At 41.4% G+C, this 26,232-nt stretch carries 19 protein-coding genes; 6 read left to right on the top strand and 13 right to left on the bottom strand.

Translation table 11 applies throughout. The features are described from left to right. The first annotated feature begins 59 nt into the window (after nt 1–59). The gene (locus ACFQZS_RS02890) at nt 60–458 is read left to right on the top strand and encodes a gamma-glutamylcyclotransferase family protein (protein ID WP_377097121.1); all 399 of its coding nucleotides are present in this window, start codon (nt 60–62) and stop codon (nt 456–458) included. A 57-nt stretch (nt 459–515) separates the two neighbouring features. On the opposite strand, the gene ACFQZS_RS02885 is transcribed toward ACFQZS_RS02890, so the two are convergent. Further along, nucleotides 516–1,526, bottom strand: a complete 1,011-nt coding sequence (locus ACFQZS_RS02885; protein ID WP_377097119.1) for a glutamine synthetase beta-grasp domain-containing protein — start codon at nt 1,524–1,526, stop codon at nt 516–518. 395 nt (nt 1,527–1,921) lie between these two features. Here ACFQZS_RS02885 and mdh point away from each other — a divergent pair, with 395 nt between their 5' ends. Next, nucleotides 1,922–2,860: a malate dehydrogenase gene (mdh, locus tag ACFQZS_RS02880; protein ID WP_377097117.1), complete on the top strand. Its 939-nt coding sequence runs from the start codon at nt 1,922–1,924 to the stop codon at nt 2,858–2,860. Between the two features lie 130 nt (nt 2,861–2,990). Here the strand turns inward: mdh and ACFQZS_RS02875 are convergent, their stop codons facing one another. Together ACFQZS_RS02875 and ACFQZS_RS02870 are read right to left on the bottom strand one after the other, a co-directional pair. Continuing rightward, nucleotides 2,991–3,548, bottom strand: a complete 558-nt coding sequence (locus tag ACFQZS_RS02875; protein ID WP_377097115.1) for a DJ-1/PfpI family protein — start codon at nt 3,546–3,548, stop codon at nt 2,991–2,993. A gap of 113 nt (nt 3,549–3,661) precedes the next feature. Then, on the bottom strand, nt 3,662–6,268 hold the full coding sequence (locus tag ACFQZS_RS02870; protein ID WP_377097113.1) for a M1 family metallopeptidase: 2,607 nt from the start codon (nt 6,266–6,268) through the stop codon (nt 3,662–3,664). A gap of 304 nt (nt 6,269–6,572) precedes the next feature. Here ACFQZS_RS02870 and ACFQZS_RS02865 point away from each other — a divergent pair, with 304 nt between their 5' ends. From ACFQZS_RS02865 to ACFQZS_RS02850, 4 genes are all read left to right on the top strand, one after another. Next, on the top strand, nt 6,573–7,886 hold the full coding sequence (locus ACFQZS_RS02865) for a cytochrome ubiquinol oxidase subunit I (RefSeq protein ID WP_377097112.1): 1,314 nt from the start codon (nt 6,573–6,575) through the stop codon (nt 7,884–7,886). Nucleotides 7,887–8,034: 148 nt separating this feature from the next. Continuing rightward, a complete protein-coding gene (locus ACFQZS_RS02860) occupies nt 8,035–9,048 on the top strand; it encodes a cytochrome d ubiquinol oxidase subunit II (protein WP_377097110.1) in 1,014 nt (337 codons plus the stop codon). 144 nt (nt 9,049–9,192) lie between these two features. Beyond that, nucleotides 9,193–10,119 carry a sugar phosphate isomerase/epimerase family protein gene (locus ACFQZS_RS02855; RefSeq protein WP_377097109.1) on the top strand — a complete coding sequence of 309 codons (927 nt, stop codon included), beginning with the start codon at nt 9,193–9,195 and terminating at the stop codon, nt 10,117–10,119. Between the two features lie 82 nt (nt 10,120–10,201). Continuing rightward, complete coding sequence (locus ACFQZS_RS02850) at nt 10,202–11,083, top strand: ThuA domain-containing protein (RefSeq protein WP_377097108.1); 882 nt, start codon at nt 10,202–10,204, stop codon at nt 11,081–11,083. 30 nt (nt 11,084–11,113) lie between these two features. On the opposite strand, the gene ACFQZS_RS02845 is transcribed toward ACFQZS_RS02850, so the two are convergent. The 10 genes from ACFQZS_RS02845 to ACFQZS_RS02800 all read right to left on the bottom strand — a co-directional run bounded on the left by ACFQZS_RS02845 (nt 11,114) and on the right by ACFQZS_RS02800 (nt 26,124). Further along, the gene (locus ACFQZS_RS02845) at nt 11,114–12,592 is read right to left on the bottom strand and encodes a TonB-dependent receptor (RefSeq protein WP_377097106.1); all 1,479 of its coding nucleotides are present in this window, start codon (nt 12,590–12,592) and stop codon (nt 11,114–11,116) included. 387 nt (nt 12,593–12,979) lie between these two features. Continuing rightward, complete coding sequence (locus tag ACFQZS_RS02840) at nt 12,980–15,367, bottom strand: hypothetical protein (RefSeq protein ID WP_377097104.1); 2,388 nt, start codon at nt 15,365–15,367, stop codon at nt 12,980–12,982. Nucleotides 15,368–15,431: 64 nt separating this feature from the next. Beyond that, complete coding sequence (locus tag ACFQZS_RS02835; protein ID WP_377097102.1) at nt 15,432–16,649, bottom strand: DUF4249 domain-containing protein; 1,218 nt, start codon at nt 16,647–16,649, stop codon at nt 15,432–15,434. A 7-nt stretch (nt 16,650–16,656) separates the two neighbouring features. Next, nucleotides 16,657–17,844, bottom strand: coding sequence for a DUF4249 domain-containing protein (locus ACFQZS_RS02830; RefSeq protein ID WP_377097100.1), 1,188 nt, complete (start codon nt 17,842–17,844; stop codon nt 16,657–16,659). 1 nt (nt 17,845) lies between these two features. After that, on the bottom strand, nt 17,846–18,976 hold the full coding sequence (locus ACFQZS_RS02825) for a DUF4249 domain-containing protein (protein ID WP_377097098.1): 1,131 nt from the start codon (nt 18,974–18,976) through the stop codon (nt 17,846–17,848). A gap of 9 nt (nt 18,977–18,985) precedes the next feature. Next, nucleotides 18,986–20,185, bottom strand: coding sequence for a DUF4249 domain-containing protein (locus ACFQZS_RS02820; RefSeq protein ID WP_377097097.1), 1,200 nt, complete (start codon nt 20,183–20,185; stop codon nt 18,986–18,988). An 11-nt stretch (nt 20,186–20,196) separates the two neighbouring features. Further along, nucleotides 20,197–21,417 carry a DUF4249 domain-containing protein gene (locus ACFQZS_RS02815; protein ID WP_377097095.1) on the bottom strand — a complete coding sequence of 407 codons (1,221 nt, stop codon included), beginning with the start codon at nt 21,415–21,417 and terminating at the stop codon, nt 20,197–20,199. A gap of 6 nt (nt 21,418–21,423) precedes the next feature. Next, nucleotides 21,424–22,650, bottom strand: coding sequence for a DUF4249 domain-containing protein (locus ACFQZS_RS02810; protein WP_377097093.1), 1,227 nt, complete (start codon nt 22,648–22,650; stop codon nt 21,424–21,426). Beyond that, nucleotides 22,625–25,405, bottom strand: coding sequence for a TonB-dependent receptor (locus ACFQZS_RS02805; protein ID WP_377097091.1), 2,781 nt, complete (start codon nt 25,403–25,405; stop codon nt 22,625–22,627). The genes ACFQZS_RS02810 and ACFQZS_RS02805 overlap by 26 nt, the downstream gene beginning before the upstream one ends. Beyond that, nucleotides 25,402–26,124 carry a hypothetical protein gene (locus tag ACFQZS_RS02800; protein WP_377097089.1) on the bottom strand — a complete coding sequence of 241 codons (723 nt, stop codon included), beginning with the start codon at nt 26,122–26,124 and terminating at the stop codon, nt 25,402–25,404. Before ACFQZS_RS02800 ends, ACFQZS_RS02805 begins: the two co-directional genes overlap by 4 nt. Nucleotides 26,125–26,232: the final 108 nt, after the last annotated feature.

The following is a 26,232-nucleotide window of genomic DNA, read 5'->3' as shown; positions in this document are numbered from 1 at the left end:
AATAACGCTGTTATTATAAACTTTTATCAGCTATAACCTTAAAACTTTATATTAGTTTAATGAATAATAATCTGCTGTTTGTTTATGGATCTTTGCTTGACGGTAATAACGAGTTTGGCCGCTACCTATTGCATAACGCCGACTTTGTAGACATCGCTATTTTTAAAGGAAGATTGTATAACTGCGGCGAATACCCCGGCGCAATTGCCGATGATGCGGGATATGATATAAAAGGTAGAATTTACTGCTTAAATAACCCCGCAAACGATTTTGACATATTAGACGATTATGAAGGCTTTGGTGCCGAACAAATACAACCCAATTTATTTATACGCCAACTTGAAACAGTGACAATTGAGAGTAAATCAATTGAATGTTGGATATATCTTTATAACCTACCCGTTAACGGCTTAACAGAAATTATTACAGGCGATTACTCCGCATACTTAAAAGCATAAAAAAATCCCTTCGCAACTTTCGCCGGAAGGGATTTGATTATGTAAGTTTTAGAGTGATTACACTTTAGCTGTTTTAACAGTTTTGATGATAACTGCAGCAACTTTATATGGATCGGCAGCAGAGTTAGGACGACGATCTTCCAGATAACCGCTCCAGTTGTGATCAACAGCATACAGAGGGATACGGATAGAAGCACCACGATCTGATACGCCATAGCTGAAGTCATGGATAGAAGCAGTTTCGTGTTTGCCTGTTAAACGCTGATCGTTATCAGCACCGTAAACAGCTATACACTCAGCAACCGCAGGGCGGAAAGCTTCGCAAACTGCTTTAAATTTAGCTTCGCTGTTAGCAGTACGTAATAAGGTGTTAGAGAAGTTAGCGTGCATACCAGAACCGTTCCAGTCTAATTGACCAAGCGGTTTGCAATGCCAGTTAATTGATACTCCGTATTTCTCGCCTATTCTTTCTAATAAATAACGTGCAACCCAGATCTGGTCACCAGCTTCCTTAGCGCCTTTAGCGAAGATCTGGAACTCCCACTGACCTGCAGCAACTTCAGCATTGATACCTTCAACGTTTAAGCCTGCTTCCAAACATACGTCTAAGTGCTCTTCAACAATCTCGCGACCGTAAGCGTTATTAGCTCCTACAGAACAGTAGTAAGGGCCTTGTGGTGCCGGGTAACCGTTGCTTGGAAAACCAAGTGGTTTGTTGGTAGCAGGATCCCAAAGGAAATACTCTTGCTCAAAACCAAACCAGAAATCATTGTCATCATCCTGTATAAGGGCACGACCGTTTGACTCGTGTGGCTGACCTTTTGAATCCAACACCTCACACATTACCAGGTAAGCGTCTTTTCTTCCAGGATCAGGGCAAGTATACACTGGCTTCAAGATACAATCTGATGAACCGCCTGGTGCCTGCTCAGTTGATGAACCATCGAAGCTCCAGTTATCCAGATCTTCTACTTTTCCACTGAAACTTTTAACAATTTTTGTTTTACTACGCAGGCTTTGAGTTGGTTTGTACCCATCAAGCCAAATGTACTCGAGTTTTGTTGCCATTTTTTATGTAATTTGTAAAGTTTGATTCAAATTGCGATTTTTAACAGTATAAATCGCTTTATGCAGACAAATCTAAAATAATAATTCTATTTTTTGCAAATATTATCACAAAAACAATCAAAAAATTTAAAATCACATAAAAAAATTACCAAATTATATTAAAAACCCAATTTGTTTAAGCAATGAGTTATGCTTCGCTTGTGTTTGAGGACTATTGCAGTAAAAATTCGAGGTTTATATTGAGCAATTTCCTGCACCAGATACAATACATTTATTATCACTAAACCGTTTTAGTATTATGTTTGTATTATTTAACTGGTTTGCAGAGAGTATTGTATATTTTTTATTAAAATTGCGCTCTGTATAATTCATCTATTAATAAAATCATATAAATCATGAAAATAACCGTTATTGGTGCCGGTGCAGTCGGCGCTACTTGCGCGGATAACATTGCAAGGAAAGAGTTAGCCGAAGAATTAATTTTATTAGACATCAGAGAAGGTTTTGCTGAAGGCAAGGCTATTGACATGATGCAAACCGCCGCTCTTTTAGAGTTTGATACAAAAATTAAAGGTGTTACCAATGATTATGCTGCTACTGCTGATTCTGAAGTAGTAGTAATTACATCAGGTTTGCCGCGCAAACCCGGCATGACCCGCGAAGAGTTAATAGGCACCAATGCCGGTATTGTTAAAAGTGTTACAGAGAACGTTTTAAAACACTCTCCAAACACCATTATTATAGTTGTATCTAATCCAATGGATACCATGAACTACCTTACCCTTAAAACTTCGGGCTTGCCTAAAAACCGTATTATAGGTATGGGTGGCGCGCTGGACTCTGCAAGGTTTAAATATTACCTGAGCCAGGAACTGGGCTGCTCTCCTGCCGACCTTAACGCTGTAGTTATAGGTGGTCACGGCGATACTACTATGATCCCGTTGATCAATCACGCTTATTGGAACAGCGTACCTGTTACCAACTTTTTAAGTAAAGAGCAACAGGATAAAGTTGTTGCTGCGACAATGGTTGGCGGTGCTACCTTAACCAAATTAATTGGTACTTCTGCCTGGTACGCACCGGGCGCAGGTACCGCGTTTATGGTTGAAGCCATTGTACGCGATCAAAAGAAACTGCTTTCTTGCGGTGTGGCTTTAGATGGCGAGTACGGTCAGTCAGACATCTCATTAGTTGTGCCTGTTATTTTGGGCAAGAACGGTTGGGAGAAAATTGTTGACTACAGCTTAACTGCTGATGAGCAAGCTGCCTTTAACAAAAGCGCGGATGCTGTACGTAACATGAACCAGGTATTAGCAGACAGTAATCTGATCTAGCAACGTTTCGCTTTATATAAAAGCCTCTATCTTTCGATAGAGGCTTTTTTTGTGTTTTCATCCCTGCGTTTGGACGGTGCTTCTCCTCCCGCAGGGACTCTTGCAGGAGACCCTACGGGGACGTAAATTATTACCCGCGATAATCCATCCGTTGCCTTATGGAGCTTGCAGCGCTTTCTCCGGCCCATTTATTACACAGGTACAATCCAAGGTCTATTGATGCCGATACTGCACCTGCGGTAATTGTCTTATTGTCATCCACAATTCTATCTTCAGTAACTTCTCTGCAATACGGTTTCAAAGCAGCATACTCCTGGTAATTAGTTGTCGCTTTCTTGTTTTCAAGAAAACCCGCGGCACCTAAAATAAGGCTGCCTGTACAAATCGATATTTTATAAGGTGCGTCAACGGCTGTTTTTATCCATTTTAAAAACTCATCGTAAAACTGTAATTGACGGGTTCCTAATCCACCGGGAACAATTATAACGTCATAATCATTAAGTGGATTACGCACTTTATCAGGTTTTATTTCTAAACCAAAGCTATCGCTTACTGTATCTGTAAAACCACAAATATCCCAGGATAGATCCGGCAGATAGTTCATTGATTTTAGCCGGCTAATAGGATCATAAATACCGATAAGATCAAGCCAGGTAATTTGATTAAAAATTATATATGCGATCTTCATTGTAAATTATTTCGTCTACGCAGGGTCTCCCGCAGAGGACCCTGCGTTTGGAAGGTGACTCTCCTCCCATTTCTCTATAACACATCTTTAAAATAATCCTAACTCCTCAAAGACTATTTAAACACCCCGGCTCCTGCCCCGCTATTCACCTTCACCTCCTTTACATCAAAATCAACCGGCTGGCCAATCAGGTTGGTGGCAATTTTATATGGTATTTTAATACCTGCCGGGGTGTCGCGGTAATCACTCCACTCGGTTATGCTTGCGCCGGCCACATCGGTGTATTGTTTAACTTTCAAGCCAGTATTTTCGTCAAAATAAGCTTTAACCACCGTACCACCGGGATAGGTAATGTTTATCAAGTACGCCAAGCCCTTGCCTACCACCTGCATATTCGGTTCAAGAGCCAGGCGGTAACCAGGTTTATCAAATTGTAATTCCGGAAAGAAAGAATACCGCGCCTTTACCTGCTCTGCTGTAGCCTTATCAATAGGGTATTCACGCCCGGTTTGGCTTATCCTTAAACTATCGCGGTTGCTGGCAATTTGCAGTACCGGAGCATTATTATAGGCCGGGGCGGTAATATTATATGCGTACTGCGCCGGCGCGTTATAAACACTTTGCATTTTTAAGGCAGTGCCCTGCAAATTACCTTCGGCATTAATACTTATATCTTTTAAAGCACTTATCTTTTGTGCGCCACCAATGGCATCAAGGTATTTTTTTACAACACCCGCTGCCGTTACGCCGGCTTCAACCAGTTGCCCGCTAAAGTAGTTGTTATTGGGGTTAATATCAGGCAGCGTATGTTCAGGGTCAATAGTAACCATTTTTAGTTTACCTGTTGATGGATATAAAAACGTCCAGATGCCGCCGCGCTGCCATATTTCTGCCGGAAGTTTTACCGTACCAGTTTTGCCGCTTTCCTCAACTACCTCAATGGTTACCGGCAGGGCCATTTCTTCAGCGTTCTCAATAGTTATTAACGCGCCTTTTTTAGGGTCTTCTTCCACATAATCTATCTGCCGCACTGCCTGATCCAGCTTCCATGTGGTTAAAAACCATTCGTTCCAAAACCAGCTCAGGTCCTCGCCCGCAGCATTATCCATGGTATGGAAAAAGTCCCACGGCGTAGGGTGCTTAAAGGCCCAGCGTTTTATATAGGTATTAAAGGCGTAGTCAAAACGTTTTTCGCCCAATATCTGTTGGCGCAAAATAGTAAGGCCCAGTGCGGGTTTATTGTAGGCGGCATTGCCTAAATAATTCTCCTGTATCACATCGGGCAAACTCATAATAGGTTCCGCGTCTTCGCCGAATATGCCCGGGGCTTGTTTTTGAATGTCCTCTCTCTCAAAGTACTCACCTTTATTAAATTCTTTGGTATCCAAATTATTGATGAAAGTATTAAAACCTTCGTCCATCCAGGCGTATTTACGCTCGTTAGAACCAACTATCATCGGGAACCAGTTATGCCCAAACTCGTGGTTGGTTACGTTCCAAAGCGCGCTGCCCAGATCGCCTGCGCCGCAAAACACAATCCCTGGGTACTCCATCCCTCCTACAACGCCCGCCACATTGGTAGCAACCGGGTAGGTATACTCAAACCATCTTTTTGATGATTGCTCTATGGTAGCTTTTACGTACTCTGTTGATCGGCCCCAGCCTTCTGGTTTACCATTCTCTGCCGGATAAACAGACTGTGCCAAAGCTTTTTTGCCGCTGAGCAGATTAATGCGTGCCGCGTCCCATACAAATGCCTTTGAAGCCGCCCAGGCCACATCCCGTGCGTTTTTACACACAAAGTGCCAGGTAAGGTTGGCTTTGGCAAGGCCGAACTTAGCGCCGCTATTAATATCTGCTTCGCTACGTATCATCAGCGTTTTGTCGCTGCCTTTGGCCGCGTTCAACTTAGCAATAGTTGCGGCTGTATAAACTTCGGCAGGATTAGCCAACTCGCCAGATCCTACTACCAGCATATTACCCGGCGCGGTAATGGTGTAGTCAAAATCGCCGTATTCCAGGTAAAACTCTCCCGCGCCTAAATAGGGAATGGTGTTCCATCCGCTTACATCATCATAAACCTCCATACGCGGGTACCATTGCGCAATTTCGTAGATCCAGCCGTTTACGCTTTCCATACGACCCATGCGGTCTGTACCGTACTCCGGGATCTCAAAAGCGTAATCAATTTTTATCTGCAACTTAGCCCCTGTAGGTTTTAGCGCCGATGCCAGTTTTATCTGCATGCGGGTATCGGTAACCAAATAATCTGCCTTAGTGGTTATACCATCCGCAATTAGGGTTACGCTTTTTATTTCATCACCCTGGGTATAGGTTCGGTTAGCAAAGCGGCCACCGTTAACATTGCTTGTCTCCTGCGCGCGCGAATCTTCCCTGAAAATATTCTGATCCAATTGCAGCCATAAAAATGGTAAAGCATCCGGGCTGTTATTAGTATAGGTTATTAATGCGCTACCGCTAACCCGGTTTTTTACCGTATCAAGCGTAACATCCAGCTTATAGTCTGCCCGGTTTTGCCAGTATTTTATGCCGGGCGCGCCGCCTGCGGTGCGGTATTCGTTAGCTTTGTCAGGATAAAATAAGGGCTTAAAAACCTGGTGCTGATCGTACTTTGACGCTGCAGGCGCTACGGTTTGGGCATTGGCGGTAAAGGTAGCCGCTATAAGAGCCGCCGCTAAAAGGGATTCGGATAACTTCATTGTTTGTATGAACTATAGCTAATTGTCTGAATCAGGATTTACTGGATTAGATGATTGCAGGGTTAATTTTGCTTGAAAATATTATTGTGAATATCTGCAATTTAATGGTAACGTTTAATTTTAAGTTAGATTATAAACTCACATTAAATCTTATAATCATCTAATCCTACAAATCCTATTTAAGAATCATATAAATGCTAGTTTAAAATCATTATGTATTATTTATAATAGACACAGAATAATATAATATGTAACAGTATTAATACCGTTTGGCCTATATTAGCATAGTTTATTCATCATTACTATGGATGATTTTTTAGCCGCCCGTTCGCAAATGGCCCTATCATTGGGCTTTCATATTATCTACTCGTGCATTGGGATGGTGATGCCTGTTTTTATGGCGATAGCGCATTACAAATACATTAAAACCGGCAACATCGTTTATAAAAACATTACCCAGGCATGGAGCAAAGGCGTGGCTATTTTCTTTGCGACCGGGGCTGTGTCGGGCACTATGCTTTCTTTTGAGCTGGGATTGTTGTGGCCCAAATTTATGCTGCATGCGGGGCCGATTTTCGGGATGCCATTTTCATTAGAGGGTGTGGCGTTTTTTATTGAAGCGATAGCGTTGGGGTTCTTTTTATACGGATGGAACAAATTTAACAAATGGTTCCACTGGCTTACCGGTGTTTTGGTGGGTGTAAGCGGGATACTCTCGGGCATATTGGTGGTATCTGCCAATGCCTGGATGAACAGCCCTTCGGGTTTTGATTACATCAATGGCAAATACACCAATATAGATCCCATTAAAGCCATGTTTAACGGCGCCTGGTTCAGCGAATCGCTGCACATGACGATTGCCGCCTTTGCCGCCACAGGCTTTGCCGTAGCCGGTATTCACGCTTTAATGATCTTTCGCAAGCAAAACATATCGTTCCACACCCGCGCCTTTAAAATTGCTATTGTGTTTGGTGCCATTGCGGCGCTGTTGCAACCCATAAGCGGCGATATATCTGCCAAGCATGCCGCCAAAAGGCAACCCGCTAAGCTGGCCGCTATGGAAGCCTATTTTCATACTCAGGAGTACGCGCCGCTGGTAATAGGTGGCATACCAGATACTGTCGCCAAAAAAGTAAATTATGGTATAGAAATACCCGGCCTGCTTAGCTTTTTGGTGCATGATGATTTTAAAACCCCGGTTAAAGGCCTGGATCAGATACCTGCCAACGAGCAGCCACCTGTTGCTATTACCCATTATGCTTTCCAGATAATGGTGGGCTTGGGTATGATAATGCTGGCCATAGGAGTTTTATACCTCATCTGTATATGGAAAAAACACAATTGGCTATTTAAACCCTGGTTTTTAAAGCTCTTCATCTTTGCTACACCGCTTGGTTTTATAGCATTGGAGGCCGGCTGGACGGTAACGGAAGTGGGTCGCCAACCCTGGATAATACAGGATGTTATGCGCACCGCCGACGCTGTTACACCCATGCCCGGCATACAGTACTCGTTTTATCTTTTCACCTTTATATATTTTACGCTAAGCGTTGCCGTAATTGTGTTGCTGCAAAGGCAAATTAAAATGGTGCCGGTGGTGTATGACGTTAAGGAGTGAATGAGGGAATTAGTGAATGAGTGATTATTGAATTTATAAAGATTAGTTATTGAAGATTAAAGATTGGTTATTGAATGTTTTGAACAAACGCATAATGACTAGTGACTAATGACCAATGACTAACGACCAATGATACAATGACTAAACAATGTTAACAATAGTTATCCTCTTTCTGTGCCTGGCTATACTGCTTTACTTTTTGTTGGGCGGGGCAGATTTTGGCGCGGGTATAATTGAGCTTTTTACATCCGAAGCTAACCGGCAGCGTACGAGGTCTACCAGCTACCAAGCTATCGGGCCGGTATGGGAGGCTAACCACATGTGGCTAATTATTGCGGTGGTAATTTTATTTGTAGGATTTCCGCAGATCTATAGCGTTATGTGTACTTATCTGCACATCCCCATTTTAGCTATGTTGATGGGCATTATAGCACGCGGCACAGCATTTACCTTCCGCCATTACGATGCTGTAAAAGGATATCGCACCCAAACGCTTTATAACAGAATATTTGTTTATTCCAGTTTTTTAACGCCGCTGTTTTTGGGGATCATAGCAGGAAGCGCGCTATCACGAAAAATAGACACCGGCGCCGCCGGCTTTGCCGACGCGTATGTTTTTAACTGGTTAAATTGGTTCTCGGTAGCGGTGGGGTTATTTACAGTTGCGCTTTGCGGATTTTTGGCCGCCATTTACCTGATAGGCGAAGCTGAAGACGAGTTTGATGTTAAACGCTTTGTTAAAAAAGCTAAAGTGCTAAACATTGTAGCGTTCTTTTGCGGCGGATTGGTTTTTCTGGCCGCAGAAACTAACAACATCAGAATGGCTAAGTGGATCTTTGGCAATCCCGTTAGCTTAACTGCTGTTGTATTGGCTTCCATATCATTAGTTATGCTTTGGGTGGGTATCAACAGAAAGAAAAAGCACATAATCAGAGTATATGCGGCCTTCCAGGTAAGCATGATCTTACTTTCTGTTGGGTATACTCACTACCCTTACTTTATTACCGTAAAAAACGGCGATCATTTATCTTTATTGACCGACCACGCATCGGCAAATACTATTAACACCCTCGGAGGCGCGCTGCTTGTTGGCAGTCTTTTTATTCTTCCGGCGCTTGGCTATCTTTTTTACAGTTTCCGCGGTCATACCGACCACGATTAGCCAATAATCGGGCTGATTTTTCCGCGCCTTTTTCACCGTAACATTCTAAGTACAATGCTTTGCGTTAGCTGTGCTAAATGATATATTTGGTAAAACCAATTAACGGCGTTTCTATAGCGCAAACATTAACGTTTGATTTTTCAAATGAACAGAAGAAGATTTATTGCTACCACATCAGGTTTCGCATTTAGCGTAGCAGCGGCACCTGCCATAGCCCGTATTTTACCGGCAAAAGACGTAATGGACCGCATTGGTATGGGCACCCTCCTATACCGCAATCAAATTAAAACGCGGCCAGAGATGGTGGTAACTAACGAACTTACCTTGCTGGATATGCCACAACATCACCGCGATGTGTTCGGTGTAAAAAAGCTGGAATTTTGGAGTGATCATTTAATGTCGTTTGATAAAGGCTATTTAAACGATTTAAAAGGAAAAATTAAAGCGGCTGGAAGTGAACTGTTAAATTTTCAGATAGATACCTCTCCGGCCGACAGGACACCCTATGATTTGGCTACGCTTGATGAAGAAAGACGCAAAGCCGGCGTTGAACAAGTAAAAAAATGGTTGGATATAGCAGCCATTTTAGGCACTAAATGTGTGCGCGTGAATCCCGGAGGCCCGCGAAACGCTTCGGTAGAGCAAAGTATTAAATCTTATCAGGAACTGGTACCTGTAGCAAAAGCTAAGAATATAACTATAATAACTGCCAACCACTCCGGCATTGAAAGAGATCCGGATAAACACCTTGAAATAATAAAAGGCGCGCAGGGCTTATATACCCAACCCGATTTTGGCAACTATAATAACCCCACCACCATGTACGATTCATTGGCTAAGATAATACCACATGCATATGCGGTATCAGCCAAAGTATCAAATATCGCGTTGGTTGATGGCAAGATAACAACCCCTCAGTACGACTTTGATAAATGCATACAGCTTACTGAAAGCATGGGTTTTAAAGGCGCTTATATAATGAACCAGTGGGGATTTATACCTCAAGGGGTTAGTACTGACGACATTGGTAAATTTATGGTTGAGCGTATTAAAGCCAACATAAAGGCATAGTTAAAAAAATTCTGATATGAGCAACGGTATATTGAAAACAACAACACTTTCGGTTTTTTGTATGGTTATATCGTTTTGTGCAATGCATAACCGCGCATATTCACAAAATGTACCAACTAAAACCATATACTTTTTGGCCGGCCCTAAAGATCACGGAGCACCCGGCAGACACGAAACCAAGCTCGACTTATTAGTATTACAGCATTGCATTGACAGCATAGCCAATGTTAAAGGTGTTAAAATTATTACCAAGTTTCTTTATAAAAGAAGCGCCCTTGATATTGAAGATTTGAAAGGTGTTGATGCGCTTATTATAGAAAGCAGCGCCGAATCAAGTTCGGCCTTGCGCACCCACCCTATTTTTCCGCCAAGCAATGGTAACACAAAAACTTACGATAAAGCTACATTAGATTACCTTGCACAGGTAGACAGCCTGCATAAGCACGGCATGGGCATAATGGTTTTGCACTGGGCAATATCAACCAGCAATCAAAAAGCATCCCAATATTATATGGATTGGTTTGGCCAGGCACGGTTAGAAGGTTATACACATAACCCGGCCGGCAATTGGGTGGTAACACCTATGGAAAGCGGAAAGAAACATCCCATTATGCGTGGTGTTGGGGCTTTTACCTATAAGGATGAGATATTTTCCAGACTGCTGGTAAATGCCGGAGATCCTTACCGGACGGATTTGCTGAGCGGCCTTGCAGAAAAAACAAATCAGGGAGTTGTCGACGAGCCATTTGCCATAGCGTCTGCATACGAGAAAAAAGGCGCGCGCGGTATTCTTTGGGGTGGCATGGATTATCATTCTGCTTTTCTGAATGAAAACTATCTGCGCTTTGTATTGAACGCCATTGTGTGGACAACGGGCATTGATGTTCCTGCCGGGGGCGTTAAAACAGCTGCAAAGCAACTACAATTGCCGCCATCTACGGGGCCTAATGAGCCAATAAAATAAATTGCCTTTATGTGCGTAATTAGCGGCTAATTAATCGGTATTCTCGCCGCTTATTGTTGTAGCAGATGCCACTTTATCCGGAGTTTCGCAGGCAAAGCCAAACAGGCACCTGTCTTTTATCATCGTAGCAACTTCTGCCGGAACGTATTCTTCCCATCCTGTTGTACCTTGCTTTATCATTTGCAGCACCTTGTCTGTTTGTACATTGAGGTTGCTTTCCCTATAATGCCTTATATCCTCAATCTTATTATTGGCAATAAGGTAGCGATACAGATCAATAAGATGCGGCGGTGGATTAAATCTTAAACAATTATATATCACACCATCGCGTAAAGTAGGATAAATAAACAGTTTTACTTTGCGGCTGAACAAGGTAGCGAATGATTCAAGGATTCCGCCCTGCAGATCCTGATAATGCTCTTCGGCAAAAATATACTCCAGGTTGGGATAACCCAGCACAACACCTAACTTAAGCTTGGTGATTTTTGAAAGGTAAGCCACCAGTTTATAATATTCGTGAAAATTGGATATCATTACCGTTTGCCCAAGTGAGCAAAGTATATCTACCCGGTCAAGAAAATCTTTTTCGTCAATTTCTGCCAATGGATCAGCATCCCGCTCCTTTAATGACTGCAGCGTTAGTTCGGCAACCACCATCACATTGTCTTTATCCACATCTGCCTCCTGCATAAACTGCTTTACACCTGTGTTAAGCATATCCAGGTGCACATTGATAACCGGCCGGAAACGCCCTCTGATAACTACCGCGTGCTTTTTATAAAGTGCTTCTGATGGTTGCTGATTTTCACCATCGGGACCAAACACAGCTGCATCAGAAAAGCCGTATTTAACTAAGTGAAGACTCATTAAACGGTTATCTACCTTTTCAAAATCGGGCCCCTCAAAACGGATCATGTCAATCTGGATGCGATCCGTTGAAAGATCATCCATCAATGACAATAGAAACAGCGGTGGATTTTCGTGATAATAAAAACAGGCATAGAGCAAATTCACACCCAAAACACCCACTGCCTGCTGTTGCATATTGTTGTCATTATCCAACAACTTCACGTGCAACACCACATCATTATAAGGGCCGTTGGGTTTCAGCTGAAATCTAAGCCCCATCCATCCATGCCCTTCGTTGGTTTTATGATAGTTAAGGGCTGATATGGTATCGCACAAGGCAAAAAAAGTAGTATTCTCACCCCGCTGTGCCGAAAGCCGTTCAACTATTAAACCATATTCATGCTCCAGCATCGCCATCAGGCGCGGCTCGCTAACATAGCGCCGTACTTTCTGGGTTCCGTATATGGCATCAGAAACAACCATATCATACGCCGACATTGTTTTGGCTATAGTACCTGAAGAGGCCCCAGCTTTAAAAAAATTTGCTGCTACATCCTGCCCCGCTCCAATTTCAGCAAACGAGCCATATATGCGCGGGTCTAAATTTACAGCAAGTGCTTTTTGTTTTGTTCCGAGGTCCTTATTGTAGGTAACAGCCATATTTTCACAGATTTAAAAGAATGCCGTTAACAGTATCTTTTTTGAGCGATATAAAAATACGATTTTTTTAATGTTTAACAGCCTGCTTTAGAAAAAACGCAAAGAAATAAATGCTTTTATATCATTAAGGTATCAAACATAAAGTTGTTTCTCCTTATTTGATTTAACAAAAAAGTTTGTCATTCTGAACGCAGTGAAGAATCCTATAAACCATGTTATGCCAAGCGCTTGGCTAGTCGATTTTATAAGATTCTTCACTGCGTTCAGAATGACAAACAGCGTTATCGCGCTTATGACATTGCATTCAAAAAAAAGCCGGACCTAACTGATCAGCAATCAGTTTAGATCCGGCCCTATATCAATGATTCCTTTACTGGATAACTGTTATTATTTAACCTCGAATGAAAAATAAGCAGACCCACTGCGGCCGTTGTTACCCATACCCTGCAATATGCCAATATATTTTCCAGGTATGTCTGATGTAAAATAGCTTGTGTTTACTTTTCCATCCTGCGCTGTGCTCAGATCGGGGTTCCAATAAAGCGCGTTTCTAAAATCAGGTAAACGCGAAGCTTTTTCATCGCCGCTGTTATAAACAGGCGAATAAAATTGCCGTTGTAATTGTAAACCTTCATAATCAAGTAAAACAGCTTTAGGATTTAGCTCAAAGCTGTTCATATCTCCTTTGTAAGTAGTAAGGTTAACTAAACCCTCAAAAACAGCATCGCCTTTAAAAACACGCTCAGGTAGTACATCTACTTTTTTAACTTTTAAAGGATCTACCTCAAAAATTTTATTATTGTCAAACACAGGCACGCCATCAACCATAACTAATGGTTCATCGTTAAACACACCGCGTTGATTAAACGCTTTCAAATACAGTTTTTTATCCTTCCTTACTAAAAATATGTACGAAACGAACTCGCGCATCACCTCTTCCATAGTTGTAAAGCGGGTAAATTGGTCTAATACAAAGCTTTTAGCCGGTGTTCCGTAAAACGATGTCGAGTCGGTATCTGTAGAATAAAACTGTCTCATACCCGCTAACTGGTAGGTATTTTGAACCTGCATGCTTAAGCTATGCTCGCTTAATAATGGTTTCTGTACCGGAGAAACATTAAATGCAGGTAATGAGGTAGTTGAAAACTTATCAGAAAAAGGGCTTGCCAGGTCAATTTTGTAGGTGGTACTGTCTATAAAATGGTTTACTTGCAAAACAACCTCGTTGGCGCCATATACAAAGCCTGAGTTGAAAAAGAAACGCCCCTGAGCATCAGAACGGGCAGAAAATAACCTCGCCTTTGTTCCGGGGAACGATATATAGGTTAATGTATTAGGTGCCGGACGCCCCGTTGTGCGGTTACTAATTGTTCCGCTCACCAATTGCCCGTCATATTCCGGCGCGAATTGAAACGAAGGTTTTTTCGCCGATGTTGCTTCGGTCCAGTTAAATGCCCGCCATCCTTGTGCCAGCAGCAAATTGTCAATGGCCTGATTAGTTTCTTTGCTATCGTCTTTAAAATAGTAATCTGGCGACTCAACCAAGCCTTTAACATCAGCACTTAACCAAACAAAGCTATTAATACCGGCCTCATCTGCCCGCTGTAAAGAGTCAAGGCGATAAACAGAAACAGAAAGCGACGATGCCTGTGCCTTTGCTGTTTCATCAAGCGTACTCACATCAAGACTTACCTTTTGACGCTTATCATAGGAAGCAGCATCTGTTTTGGCATCAATTTTTAGCTGTTTACCCGGGCGCTTAAAGATAAGCCGCTCTGCAACCGGCTGGCGCTGTGCATTGAATACCGTCAGCTGATTAACACCATCAGCAAGTTTACTTTTTTCTATAGTGTAGCGTCCCGAATTATTAGTCAGCGTTAATTCTGTTGCTGCCTGTACATTTGCGCTATTGTGCAACAAAAGATATAGATGCTCTGATGGGTTGTTATTTTTGCTGTTAACGGTCACGTCCCAGCTTGCACCTTTGTCTTCGGCTTGCATAACATAACCACCGGCACTTATTGCAGGTAAAGATTTAGTTACTACCCTACTGCCAACTTTTACAACCGCTTTATAGGTTTTACCTGTGGTTGGTGTGAATGAAAACGCGCCTATCCCCATTTTCAACGGGCTAAACCGAGCCACTGTATCGTTGCTCTGGTCAACTATTGCTCCTTTGTAATTTACGCCGCGGCTACGGTTATCGCTCACTTTAACTGCCACTTTACTATTAAGGCCCTCTACCAGATTCCCCCCTTCCGGCATAAACTGAACATCAAAATCCGCGGCAGCCAATTGTGCCTTTTCGGGCTCCTGAGATAGATTGACAACCGTTATTGCCTTTTCAAAATAGCTATCGGCATCAAAATTTTTCATCCATGCGGTATATGCACGCAGCACATAATTTCCGGCACCTACCGATGCGGGCAGATAAATTGATCCGGCGCCTTGCCCATTCTTCAGTGTTACCTTAGTTTGCAGCACAGGCGCGTGCTTGCTATCTAACAATTCTAAATAGGCAACTTTGCTCAAATCAAGAGGAATGTGAGATGCACCCTCAACGTTGTATACCTTAAACCAAAGTATCTCACCTGTAAGGTAAAAATCTTTATTTACGTGCACATAAAGCTTTTCTTTTAAAACTTGCTTCTTATAATTCTCAACATTGGCTTTAAGTTCGGTTAAACTTTGCGCATTGGCGCTAATACCTGCAATAATTAAAAATGCCAATGCAAGCATTCGTTTTGATAAAAGGTAAGGGTTCATTCTTGTCATATTTATTACCAATAAGGTGGTTTTATATTTATTATGCCTTGTAAAGGGCTGTTTTACTATCATATTACTTCCAAAACGTAGGTTTTTTATTGGTTCCTCCTTGCATGCGGCAGTCTACACATTCAGTTAACGACGTTGCATAATAACCCGTTAACATAGGAGCACCTGCTGGCCAATACACGTTAATGGGAATGTAATAAGGTTTATCGGGGCCGGTTAGTTCATTTTTAACGCGGTCGCCAAATCTTGCGTCCTTAAATAAAAGTCTTTCAACCCCTTCAAAACAATAAATTAGAGAATCCTTTTGATGCCAGTAACCATCCTGCAGGTCGGCCGGTGTAACTGTGAAACGTTTTTCTGTTAAAGTGCCCGCACTAATAAAACCAATAACAACCTCTGATGAGTTAGTTACTGACCGGATATTTCCAAATAGCTGCGAAGGTTGAGCATCAAAAATACCACCTACCCTTTCGGTATTTTTTTGCATAGCTTCCAAAAATTCAAATGCCTCTTTTGTTAAAACACTTTGCTTAACCAAAATACTGTATTCAGCGGTTAGTTTTGGTGATAAAGCCGGGATCCCGATCAACCTTTTATCAGCCAAACGATCTTCTGTAAGGCCGGTGGTAGCACCCAAAATAATGCTGCTGGACGGCACAGTAGTCCAGCAGTGATATATATCCTCTTCAGGAAAGTTCCGGAGTAATATCTGATGATTCTCAACTTTAAAAAGGGCCTGTATCTGGGCATCGTGTTGCCAGGTTTCTATGTAGCTATACCGGTAGTATCTGCTTTTTCCGGATGGATCATGTGTATTAGCGTTTATAAACATAATGTTGTTTCTAAACTCAAGTTTAATATCGTCAATAGCAGGCGATGTTTTACTCTCTACAAAGTCTGACAAATATTCCTTGTTATCCTTCGTACGGATGCGTAAACGATATCTTTTTGTTTGATCAAGCCCTAATGCCGGACGACCGTAACTACCGCTTTTTACAAGTTCGGGTAGTACATAGACATTACCGGCCTCACTTTCTACCTGCACAATAGCTGCTTTTTCCGGTGCAACAACTGCCTTATTATCTAATTTAAAGGTGCGGCTTAACGTAAATATAGTTGAGTCTGAACCCGTGTTTATCAAACCCTCTACTACAAAATAGTTGGGATTAACATCTGTAACAGGAGCAGCATATTTTTCTTTGCAACCGTACATTATAAGGCATACCAGTAGTATAAGGCCGCTGCCTGTCAGTAAATATCTATATGTTGCTACGGTCCTCATTGATAAATTACCAATAAGAGGGTTTAACATTTACTCCCCCCTGCACGCGGCACTCAACGCATTCTTCTCTGGTTGACGCAGTATAACCCGCTATTCCCCCTTTTCCATCCGGAATTTCATAAATAGGAAAATAAAGCGGTTTTGCGGGGCCGGTTATAAAGGTATTTACATCTCCTCTTGCAATGATAAGGTCTTTTACACTTTCCAGGCATCCGGTCAAATCAATAGCGGGTTTAACCCAGGTGGAGGGCATGTCGGTATAACTCAACGTGTGCCGGTCATTTGTGGTTGTGCCTGCACTTACAAAGCCTATTACTACTTCATTGAGGTTTGCGGTAGACTTGATATTGCCCGACAATAACGATGGCTGCGCATCAAATATACTTCCTATCTGCTGGGTGTTTTTCCTCAGTGCCTGCCAAAAATCAAAGCCTTCCTTAGTAAGCACTGTTTGCTTAACATGGATACTGAATTTAATGCCCAGTTTTGATGAGCTTGACGGATAATCGGCTATAAAATTGTCTGCTAAATTATCGTCTGTTAAATTTGACGTTGAAGCTAAAACGATATTACCAGATGGTACAATCTGCCAACAATTATAAACATCATCTGCCGGAAAATCCCTTCTGACCATCTGATGGTTCACCACTTTCCAGTACGACCAGATCTGAGCTGTATACTGCCAGGTCTCTACGTAACTATAAAGATAATACCGGCTCCTACCGCTTGCATCACGCGTGGTTGAGTAAATATTTAAATTATTGTTTTTGAAATCATGAGTTAACTTAACCGGCGGCGATGTTTTGCTCTCAACAAAGTCTGATAAATACTCCTTATTGTCCTTTGTGCGGATGCGTAAACGGTATTTCTTTGTTGGATCAAGCCCCAATGACGGGCGACCATAGTTACCGCTTTTTACAAGTTCAGGCAGCACATAAGTATTGCCAGCCTCGCTCTCTACCTGCACAATAGCGGCTTTTTCCGGTGCAACAACGGCCTTATTATCTAATTTAAAGGTGCGGCTTAATGTAAATATAGTTGAATCTGCGCCCATGTTTATTAAACCCTCTACAACAAAATAATTAGGGTTAATATCCTGCGTAACAGGCGTATATTTTTCCTTGCAGGCCTGCAGTTGCATCAGAGCGGCGAAAGATGTACTGAGTACAATATATATACATATACCTTTTCTCATGCTATTTCCAATAAGGTGGCCTTACTCTGTTTCCGCCAGAGTATATGCAATCTGCACAATAAAGATAGTTGGTGCTAGACGTAATTCCAACAACTATAAATGGCTGGCGTATATCTGTGGGCATCCTAAGCGACTCTTCACATATCGATTTATCATCTAACGCAAACCAATTAGACGGGAAGTCTTTTAGTTGAATTATAAACCGCTTTTCAGTTACCGATCCGGCACTTATAAACCCTATAACTGTTTCTGAAGGATTTGTTGTTGATCTAATATTACCAAAGAGTTGCGAAGGTTGGGCATCAAATATCGTCCCAACACTTTCTGTGTTTTTTCGTAAGCTTTCATAAAACTCAAAGCCTTCACGCGTTAGAACAGATTGCTTAACTAAAATACTGTATTCAATATTTATTTTTTTTTCGGTACTACCAATAGAAAGTATCAGCTTGTCATTCAATCTGTCCTCTGAAAGATTAGCTGTTGATGTTAATATAATTTCATGCGAAGGAAATGTATGCCAGCATGTACTGATATCATCTTGCGGGAATTCCCTCGGCACCCTTTTGTCATTTACTATCTTGAAATAAGAGATCAGATCTGTCTGATATTCCCATGTTTCGATATAACTGTGGCGGTAATAAATACTTTTTCCTGCAGGGTCATGCGTGGTTAAATAAAAATTAAGTGTTGTATCACCAACAACATGTTTTAGCTCAAACGGCTGGGAAGTTTTGCTTTCTACAAAGTCAGACAGGTATTCTCTTTTATCCGTAGTTCTAATTCTTAATCTGTATTTTTTTGTCGGATCAAGGCCTAATGAGGGTCTGCCGTATCTTCCGGGTTTAGGTAGCGCAGGTAGCACATAAGTTCCTCCGGCCTCACTTTCCACCTGCACTATGGCCCCTTTTTCGGGGGCTTCAATTGGTTTGTTACCTAATTTAAAGGTGCGGCTTAACGTATATATTGTTGAATCGGCCCCTGTATTGATCAAACCTTCAACCACCAGGTAACTAAGATTGTTATCTTTTATTTCGGGCAAAAACCTTTCCTTGCAGGCATAAAGCACAATACAACCCATAATAATCAGGCTGATTTTTGCTTTTATATGTTTGCCGTGGCTAAAGGTTAACATGTACAATAATTAATGTATCCAAAAAGGCGGAACGGCTGTGGTTCCACCCTGCAACCGGCAGTCCACACAAAAACGCTCCTTTGTTGCTGTGTAAGCATAAATACCAGCCGGCCCTGTTAGCTCATAAAGTGTAATATATTCTGACTCTGTTGGGTCTGTTAATAAACGTTTAACCTCACCGGTAGATATATAAAGCGTGTCTACCTGCTCATCACAATATCGGTCTGGCAATGGCCCGATAAAGGTAAAAGGGAAACTATTGGCCACCAGTGTAATGCGTTTTTCTGTCACTGTACCCGCACTTATAAAACCTATTATTACTTCGGCCGGATTAGTTGTACAATGTATATTGCCGAAAAGCTGCGAAGGCTGCGCGTCAAATATACTACCCACATTCTGCGTGTTTTTTTTCAGTGTGTTGTAAAATTCAAATCCATCTTTTGTAAGCACGGTCTGTTTCACTAAAATGCTATACTCAATACCCACCTTTTCAGAAGTTGATGGTATATCCACAAGCAGATTATCAGCCAGGCGGTCCTCGGTAAGTGTAACTGTTGAGGCTATGTTAATACTGCCTGAAGACGCATAATGGAAGCAATTGAAGATATCGTCTTTAGGGAACATTCTTTTTATCAATTGATGGTTTTCAATTTTCCATTCAGAGAGTTGTTTTGTTCTGTATTGCCACGTTTCTGTATAAGTGTAATTATAATAACGGCTTTTACTTGTTACATCCCGGGTGTTTGAGTATATGTTTAGATTATCATGTCTGAAGTCATAAGTTAACTCAACCGGGGGTGATACCTTACTTTCAACAAAATCTGACAAATACTCTCTGTTATCCTTTGTGCGCACCCGTAATCTGTATTTTTTTGATTGATCAAGATTTAACGCCGGCACAGCATATGTACCAGGTTTTGCAGGTAACTCCGGCAGTATATAACTTTGCCCCGCATCACTTTCTACTGCAACAATGGCTGCTCTTTCGGGTGTAACAACCGCCTTACTTTCAAGCTTAAAGGTCCTGCTAATTTTGAATATTGTAGAATCTGCCCCTATGTTTATAAATCCATCTACAACAAGGTAATTAGGATTAATGTCGTTAATTATCGGGACGTATTTTTCTTTGCAGGCACTAATAAAAACACATACAGCCAAAAGCATCCAACCTGCGGTTGTTAAGCTAATTATAAATTTAAATTTTCTCATCCGCATAATACCTATTCAATCCAGTAGGATGGTTTTATATTGGTGCCGCCTTGTATTCTGCAATCTACACATCTAAAATTACTGTTAGCTACAATACCAACAATGCCCACTCTGTCTACATAAAAATATTCTACTGGTATAAAAGCTGATTTATCAGGGGTAAGGATAGCGCTTTGGTATTGGCTGGTACCAAACATAAAGGTAACATTAGTTCCCTCGCATTCAGTTTTATCAACAGGCGGCGCTTTCCACTCTTTCGGTAATTGAAAATACGAAAGCATAAGTCGCTTTTGGGTGACAGTGCCGGCGCTTATAAAACCTATCACAATTTCTGAGTTATCTGTTACCGAATGAATATTGCCCCGCAGTTGCGAAGGTTGGGCATCAAATACGCTGCCCACCTGCTCGGTATTTTTTTTCATGTTCTCCCAAAACTCAAAAGCTTCTTTGGTTAATACATGCTGTTTAATAAGCACGCTATAACCGCTTTTTACTTTGGCCGAAACTGATGGAATATTGATAACCCGAAAATCGTTAAGCCGGTCTTCGTTTAATGAAGTTGTGGCACCCAATACAATTTCGTTCGAGGGCTTGTTTTGCCAGCAGTAGTAAATAAAATCACCGGGAATGTTAACATCTCTCTCTTTAAGCTGGTGATTTTCTACTTTTAAATAGGACCTGAATACCGACTGATAGTCCCAGGTTTCTATATAGCTATACCGGTAATACACGCTTTTTCCAGATGCATCGTGGGTGTTGGTGTAAACATTTAAATTATCATTTTTAAAGTCATACTTTACGTCGTCAATGGGCTGCGATATTTTACTTTCGACAAAATCTGATAAATATGTTCTGTTATCCTTTGTGCGTATTCTTAATCTGTATTTCTTTGTTTGATCAAGGTTTAGTGCAGGTATGGCGTATGTGCCGGGTTTAATTGGTAGTTCCAGTAGTGCAAAGCTCAACCCACCGTCGCTTTCAAGGTTTACTATCGCCCCCTTTTCGGGCGCAACAGTTGCCTTATTATCTAATTTAAACGTGCGGCTAATGCTAAAGATGGTTGAATCGGCACCCGTATTAATAAAACCATCAACTACCAGGTAATTTACGTTTACATCTTTAACAGCAGGCAGGTATTTTTCTTTGCAAGCATAAAGTAAAACGCATAGTGCCAAAACAAGCCCAAAGCCCTTTTTAACGTTTTTACTATATTTTAAATTATACATGTTCATAGTAGTTTAATATATCCAATACGGAGGAACAATATTCGTCCCACCCTGTACCCGGCAATCTGCACATTCCCAAAGCTTAGTAGCTATAATATTGTTCGGAAGCGGCAGCCATGGATCCCGATAAGTTTGTATTGGTATGTATTCTGACTGCGTCGGATCAAACAGTAAAGCCTTATGTTGGCTTGTATTGAGTATTTCTGCGTGGTCTTCACAATATTGATCAGAAAGACGTCCTTCAAAAGGAAAAGGAAAATTGTTGGCCACCAATAGTATCCTTTTTTCGGTAACCGTACCGGCACTTATAAATCCGATAACCACATCGGCTGCATTGGTGATACACCTTATATTACTGTAAATTTGCGAAGGTTGCGCGTCAAATATGCTCCCCACCTGTTCCGTGTTTTTCTTAAGGGTTTCAAAAAAATCGAAACCCGCCCTGGTAAGCACAGTTTGCTTAACCAGCACGCTGTATTCAATTTTTACTTTTTGCGAAGTTGGAAGTATTTCTATAATTAAATTATCAGCCAACCTATCTTCCTTAAGCGTAGTTGTTGTTGCCAGCGTAATTTTACTTGATGGTACATGGTGATAACAGTTATAGATATCGTCCTGAGGATAATGCCTGTAAACCAGCTGCTTGTTCTCAATTTTTATCACTGACTCTTGTGGTGCCCTGTACTGCCAAGTTTCATTATAGGTATAATTATAATATTGGCTTTTGCCGGTGGCATCCTGAGTATTAGTACATATATTTAAATTTCCGTGCCTAAAATCGTAAGTCAATTCAACCGGTGGCGACACTTTACTCTCCACAAAATCAGATAAGTACTCCTTATTATCTTTGGTACGCACCCTTAACCTGTACTTTTTTGTTTGATCATGGCTTATTGAAGGTATAGCATAAACACCCGGCTTTGATGATAGCTCAGGCAGCGTATAGCTTGCTGCTCCCTCAGCTTCTACTATAACTATGGCCCCTCTTTCCGGTGCCACAACTGCTTTACTTTCCAATTTAAAAGTGCGGCTAACCTTAATTATCGTCGAATCGCTCCCGGTATTTATAAATCCGTCAATCACAATGTAATTAGGGCTTACATCTTTAATCTCGGGCAGGTATTTCTCTTTACAACCATATAACGATACACACGCCATTAAAACAAATGGCACGCGCAATGTTAACGTTCTGTATGGCTGACCGGCATTCATATTAAAAACGAATATTGTAACTAACAAAAGGTATAGCCGACGCAAAAATTGAAAGCTGATAACCGTTAACCTTACCACCTTCGGATACATAGTAGGTTGAATAAGGGTTATGTCTTCCGGTTAAATTGTAAATACCAACGGTCCACGAACTGTGGAAACGTTGATTAATGCGGTGGTTAGGTTCAAATGTTGCCGAAAGGTCAAACCTGAAATAATCGGGTATACGGTATTGATTACGATCAGAATAAAAAATACGCTCAGAACCCGCATAGTAAAAACGTGTTATAGGCAAAGTAATTGGCCGGCCCGTACTATACACACCGTTGAAAGATATGCTATAACGGTGCGAGAACCTATAATTACCTATCAGATTAACAGCATGTGGCTTATCGTAATTAGCAGCATACCAATTGCCGTTGTTAATTAATTCGCCCAGGTTCTTATCGTTCTGCTGCAGTAAAATGCGCGAGTAGGTATAGCTTATCCAGCCGTTTAATTTACCTGTGGTCTTCTTTAAAAAGAACTCTATACCGTATGATTTTCCTTTAACCGGTAAAACATCATTTTCAATATTATGGTTAAGCACCAATTTAGCACCGCTGCGGTAATCAAGGTAATTATCAAGCGTTTTGTAATAAGCCTCTACCGAAGTTTCTATCGTATTTGACTTAAAGTTGCGGTATAGCCCCAGCGACACCTGACTGCCTTTTTGAGGTTTTATGTTAGGATCGCTAAGCTTCCAAACATCCGTGGGCGAAATGGCAGTTGTATTTGATAACAAATGGATGTACTGTCTAAGCGTATTATAACTTGCTTTAACAGAAAAATCATCAGAAATAATGTAACGCACAGATGTCCGTATTTCAGGATTGGCGTATGTTTTTATTACGCTCCCGCTGCCATAAGTATTGGCACCGGTAACATTATACTGCGTTGTTGGTAGTCCGGGCGCATAAGTATTCACAGTTTGCGGGCCCAGGTAATTAAACATAGAGAAACGCATACCTAAATTAACGGATAAATTGGAGGTCAGATCCATTTTATCGCCTATGTAAAGCGCGCTTTCAAGCGCTTGCTCAGCAGGTACAATATCAGGCTTAACAATTGACTTTTCGCCCCATGGCAAATTAGCACCAGGGTTAAGTTTGTACAAAATACTGTTAACGCCAATATTAAGCGTGTTTTTAGGATTCAGGTAATAATTAAAATCCGTACGGAAGTTTAGCTGCCGGATATTAAAATCAAATTTATAGCCGTTTATAGGGCTTACATCGCTTTTTATGCCATACATATAGTAATCATAACCCCCACTAAAAACAGCGAATAGTTTGTTATTGAAGGTGTGTCGCCATTTTAGCGATAGGTTCCTGTTTCCGTAGTTGTAGCTTGTATCACCGTTTAGTTTAAAACCATCACTGCTTATGTATGCAGATAGGTATAATTGATTTTTTTCGTTGATGGTATGGTTGATACCCAAGTTCAGATCATAAAAAGATGCGCTGCTGTTTTTGTATGATGGTTGCTTAAGGCTTTTTAATAACCAATCGGCATAGGTAGTACGGCCACCAAAAATAAACGATGTTTTATTGGTATCTATAGGTCCTTCTACATACAAACGACTGGTAAGTAAACCTAATGATGCCGCACCGGTATATTTTTTACGGTTACCTTCGCGATTGTTAACTTCTAAAACAGATGATAAACGACCTCCGTATTTTTCGGGGATGGTGCTTTTATATAGTTCTACATCTTTAACCAGGTCGGGGTCAAAAGCAGAAAAGAACCCGAAGAAGTGGGCCGGGTTATAAATAGTAGCATCGTTAAACAAGATCAGATTCTGATCGGCCGCGCCGCCCCGTACGTTAAATCCGGTACTGGCCTCGCCAACGCTTTGTACGCCCGGCAATGTTAAAACAACACGTAAAACATCTGTTTCGCCAAACACGGTTGGCACCTGCTTTATAGCTTTAATATCCAGGCGGGTAACGCCCATTTCTGTACTGCGAACGTTAGCTACTTTTTCTGCAGATATCTTCACCTCCTTTAAGGTAGTTACCTGTTCCTGCATTTCAATGTTCAGCTTGCCATCTCCATAAACCATCAACTGGCGTTTAGTATCGCGCATACCCATGCCTTTTATTTGCATTGTATTAGCGCCTTTTGGCAGCGTTACCGTGTAAAAACCAAATGGATCTGTCGCTACGCCCTGTTGTGTTGCTGGTATATAAATACTTGCCCCAACAACCGGTTCGCCAGATTTGATATCACGTAAATAACCTGTAAGCGTAGCTTTGCCCGGCGTAATTCTATTTGTAGGGATACCTATCGCGTATACCTTATTTTCAGATACAGCATCTACGGCCTTTTCTTTCGTATCATCATTTGCCCGGCCCGGATCATTTGCACCGGCACCAGCCACAGCAGCGGCAACGGGCGCGTTACTTACGGTTCCGGCAAAATATTGGTCAACCACGGTTGCATCAATAACCCTGGCTTTGGTTAAAAAAACCTGCCTGTAATTAATGGTGTATTTATAGGCCGTATTTTTAAAAGCCTCGTCTAAAATGGCGGTAAGTGGTTTACGTTCGGCGGTTAGCGTTACGCGCAAGCTGTCAAACTGAGCGGCATCATAATAAAAATAATAATCGCTTTGTCTTTCAATATCGGCTACTACCTGCTTAATACCAGCCTGTTGAAAGTTAACCGTGATCAGTCTATCCTGCGCAAAAGATGGCGCTATGAAAAATAAAAAACTTACGATAAGGAGATAAAATAATTTCATAGCGAAAGTTGGTCGTAATAGGTTGCGAGTTTTACAATGGCCTGCTCGCTGTTTTCTTTAAAATTAACAGCTGCTGATTTAATGTATTTGTTTAATTCGTCGGCCTTATCTTTAAATAATTTCAGCACGTCGCCCCGGCTCTTTACCGGGTTATAGATGTTATTTTTTTTTATATAAACCACATTTACATCATCAAATATTATTTTGATACCCTCTTGTATGGTTATATTCTCGCTACGCGCTTTACTCCTTTTGGCTATCACGCTGCTTTTGCCGTTATACAGTTCTTCATAGTAATTATCCTTACCGGCATTCTTAAATTCGGTTGAAGCCACACGTGTAAAACTGTGCCCCCCTATGGTAAAGTGTGTGGTTTTATCGGGCCGTAAAACGTACTTTGTTTGACTATCCCGGCGTAATGCCACCACTACATCATTAAAACTATCGTATAAAACGGGGATGTTTTTGTACGCGTTCCCCTCGTAAACTATAGTTGACATTGTCCAATCCGTTTTATCCATAAAAAAAACGGTGCCTTTGTGGCTGCGCACATCTATATATTCATTGCCATCAAATATTACAGATTGGTCGCCAGAAAAACTGGTATAGTAAGCTAAGGCCGTGTTATACGCCGTACTGTCTGGTAGTTGCTGGGCCAAAGCACACCGAAAGGTTGTAACTAAAGATAAGATAGTTAGGGTCAAAAATTTTCTGGTCATAAAGTAGGTTATAAATCAAACATACAACTTTTAGTTTAAAAAAATAATCGGTAACTAATTTTTTAATACATAACTAAAATATTGACTGTAAGTCGGTTAGCTTTCAAG

The sequence above is a fragment of the Mucilaginibacter calamicampi genome, assembly GCF_042676765.1.
GTDB classification, from domain to species: Bacteria; Bacteroidota; Bacteroidia; order Sphingobacteriales; family Sphingobacteriaceae; genus Mucilaginibacter; species Mucilaginibacter calamicampi.
The sequence above is the reverse complement of the archived record's forward strand: the minus strand, read 5'-3'. Positions and strand labels throughout refer to the sequence as shown.

Bases quoted from the DNA above. Each gene is read 5' to 3' on its own strand.
- mdh (WP_377097117.1), top strand. From the start codon at position 1,922: ATGAAAATAACCGTTATTGGTGCCGGTGCAGTCGGCGCTACTTGCGCG.
- ACFQZS_RS02850 (WP_377097108.1), top strand. From the start codon at position 10,202: ATGCATAACCGCGCATATTCACAAAATGTACCAACTAAAACCATATAC.
- ACFQZS_RS02865 (WP_377097112.1), top strand. From the start codon at position 6,573: ATGGATGATTTTTTAGCCGCCCGTTCGCAAATGGCCCTATCATTGGGC.
- ACFQZS_RS02875 (WP_377097115.1), bottom strand. From the start codon at position 3,548: ATGAAGATCGCATATATAATTTTTAATCAAATTACCTGGCTTGATCTT.
- ACFQZS_RS02885 (WP_377097119.1), bottom strand. From the start codon at position 1,526: ATGGCAACAAAACTCGAGTACATTTGGCTTGATGGGTACAAACCAACT.
- ACFQZS_RS02825 (WP_377097098.1), bottom strand. From the start codon at position 18,976: ATGTTAACCTTTAGCCACGGCAAACATATAAAAGCAAAAATCAGCCTG.
- ACFQZS_RS02840 (WP_377097104.1), bottom strand. From the start codon at position 15,367: ATGACAAGAATGAACCCTTACCTTTTATCAAAACGAATGCTTGCATTG.
- ACFQZS_RS02890 (WP_377097121.1), top strand. From the start codon at position 60: ATGAATAATAATCTGCTGTTTGTTTATGGATCTTTGCTTGACGGTAAT.
- ACFQZS_RS02860 (WP_377097110.1), top strand. From the start codon at position 8,035: ATGTTAACAATAGTTATCCTCTTTCTGTGCCTGGCTATACTGCTTTAC.
- ACFQZS_RS02800 (WP_377097089.1), bottom strand. From the start codon at position 26,124: ATGACCAGAAAATTTTTGACCCTAACTATCTTATCTTTAGTTACAACC.
- ACFQZS_RS02835 (WP_377097102.1), bottom strand. From the start codon at position 16,649: ATGAGGACCGTAGCAACATATAGATATTTACTGACAGGCAGCGGCCTT.
- ACFQZS_RS02805 (WP_377097091.1), bottom strand. From the start codon at position 25,405: ATGAAATTATTTTATCTCCTTATCGTAAGTTTTTTATTTTTCATAGCG.
- ACFQZS_RS02820 (WP_377097097.1), bottom strand. From the start codon at position 20,185: ATGAGAAAATTTAAATTTATAATTAGCTTAACAACCGCAGGTTGGATG.
- ACFQZS_RS02870 (WP_377097113.1), bottom strand. From the start codon at position 6,268: ATGAAGTTATCCGAATCCCTTTTAGCGGCGGCTCTTATAGCGGCTACC.
- ACFQZS_RS02845 (WP_377097106.1), bottom strand. From the start codon at position 12,592: ATGGCTGTTACCTACAATAAGGACCTCGGAACAAAACAAAAAGCACTT.
- ACFQZS_RS02855 (WP_377097109.1), top strand. From the start codon at position 9,193: ATGAACAGAAGAAGATTTATTGCTACCACATCAGGTTTCGCATTTAGC.
- ACFQZS_RS02815 (WP_377097095.1), bottom strand. From the start codon at position 21,417: ATGAACATGTATAATTTAAAATATAGTAAAAACGTTAAAAAGGGCTTT.
- ACFQZS_RS02830 (WP_377097100.1), bottom strand. From the start codon at position 17,844: ATGAGAAAAGGTATATGTATATATATTGTACTCAGTACATCTTTCGCC.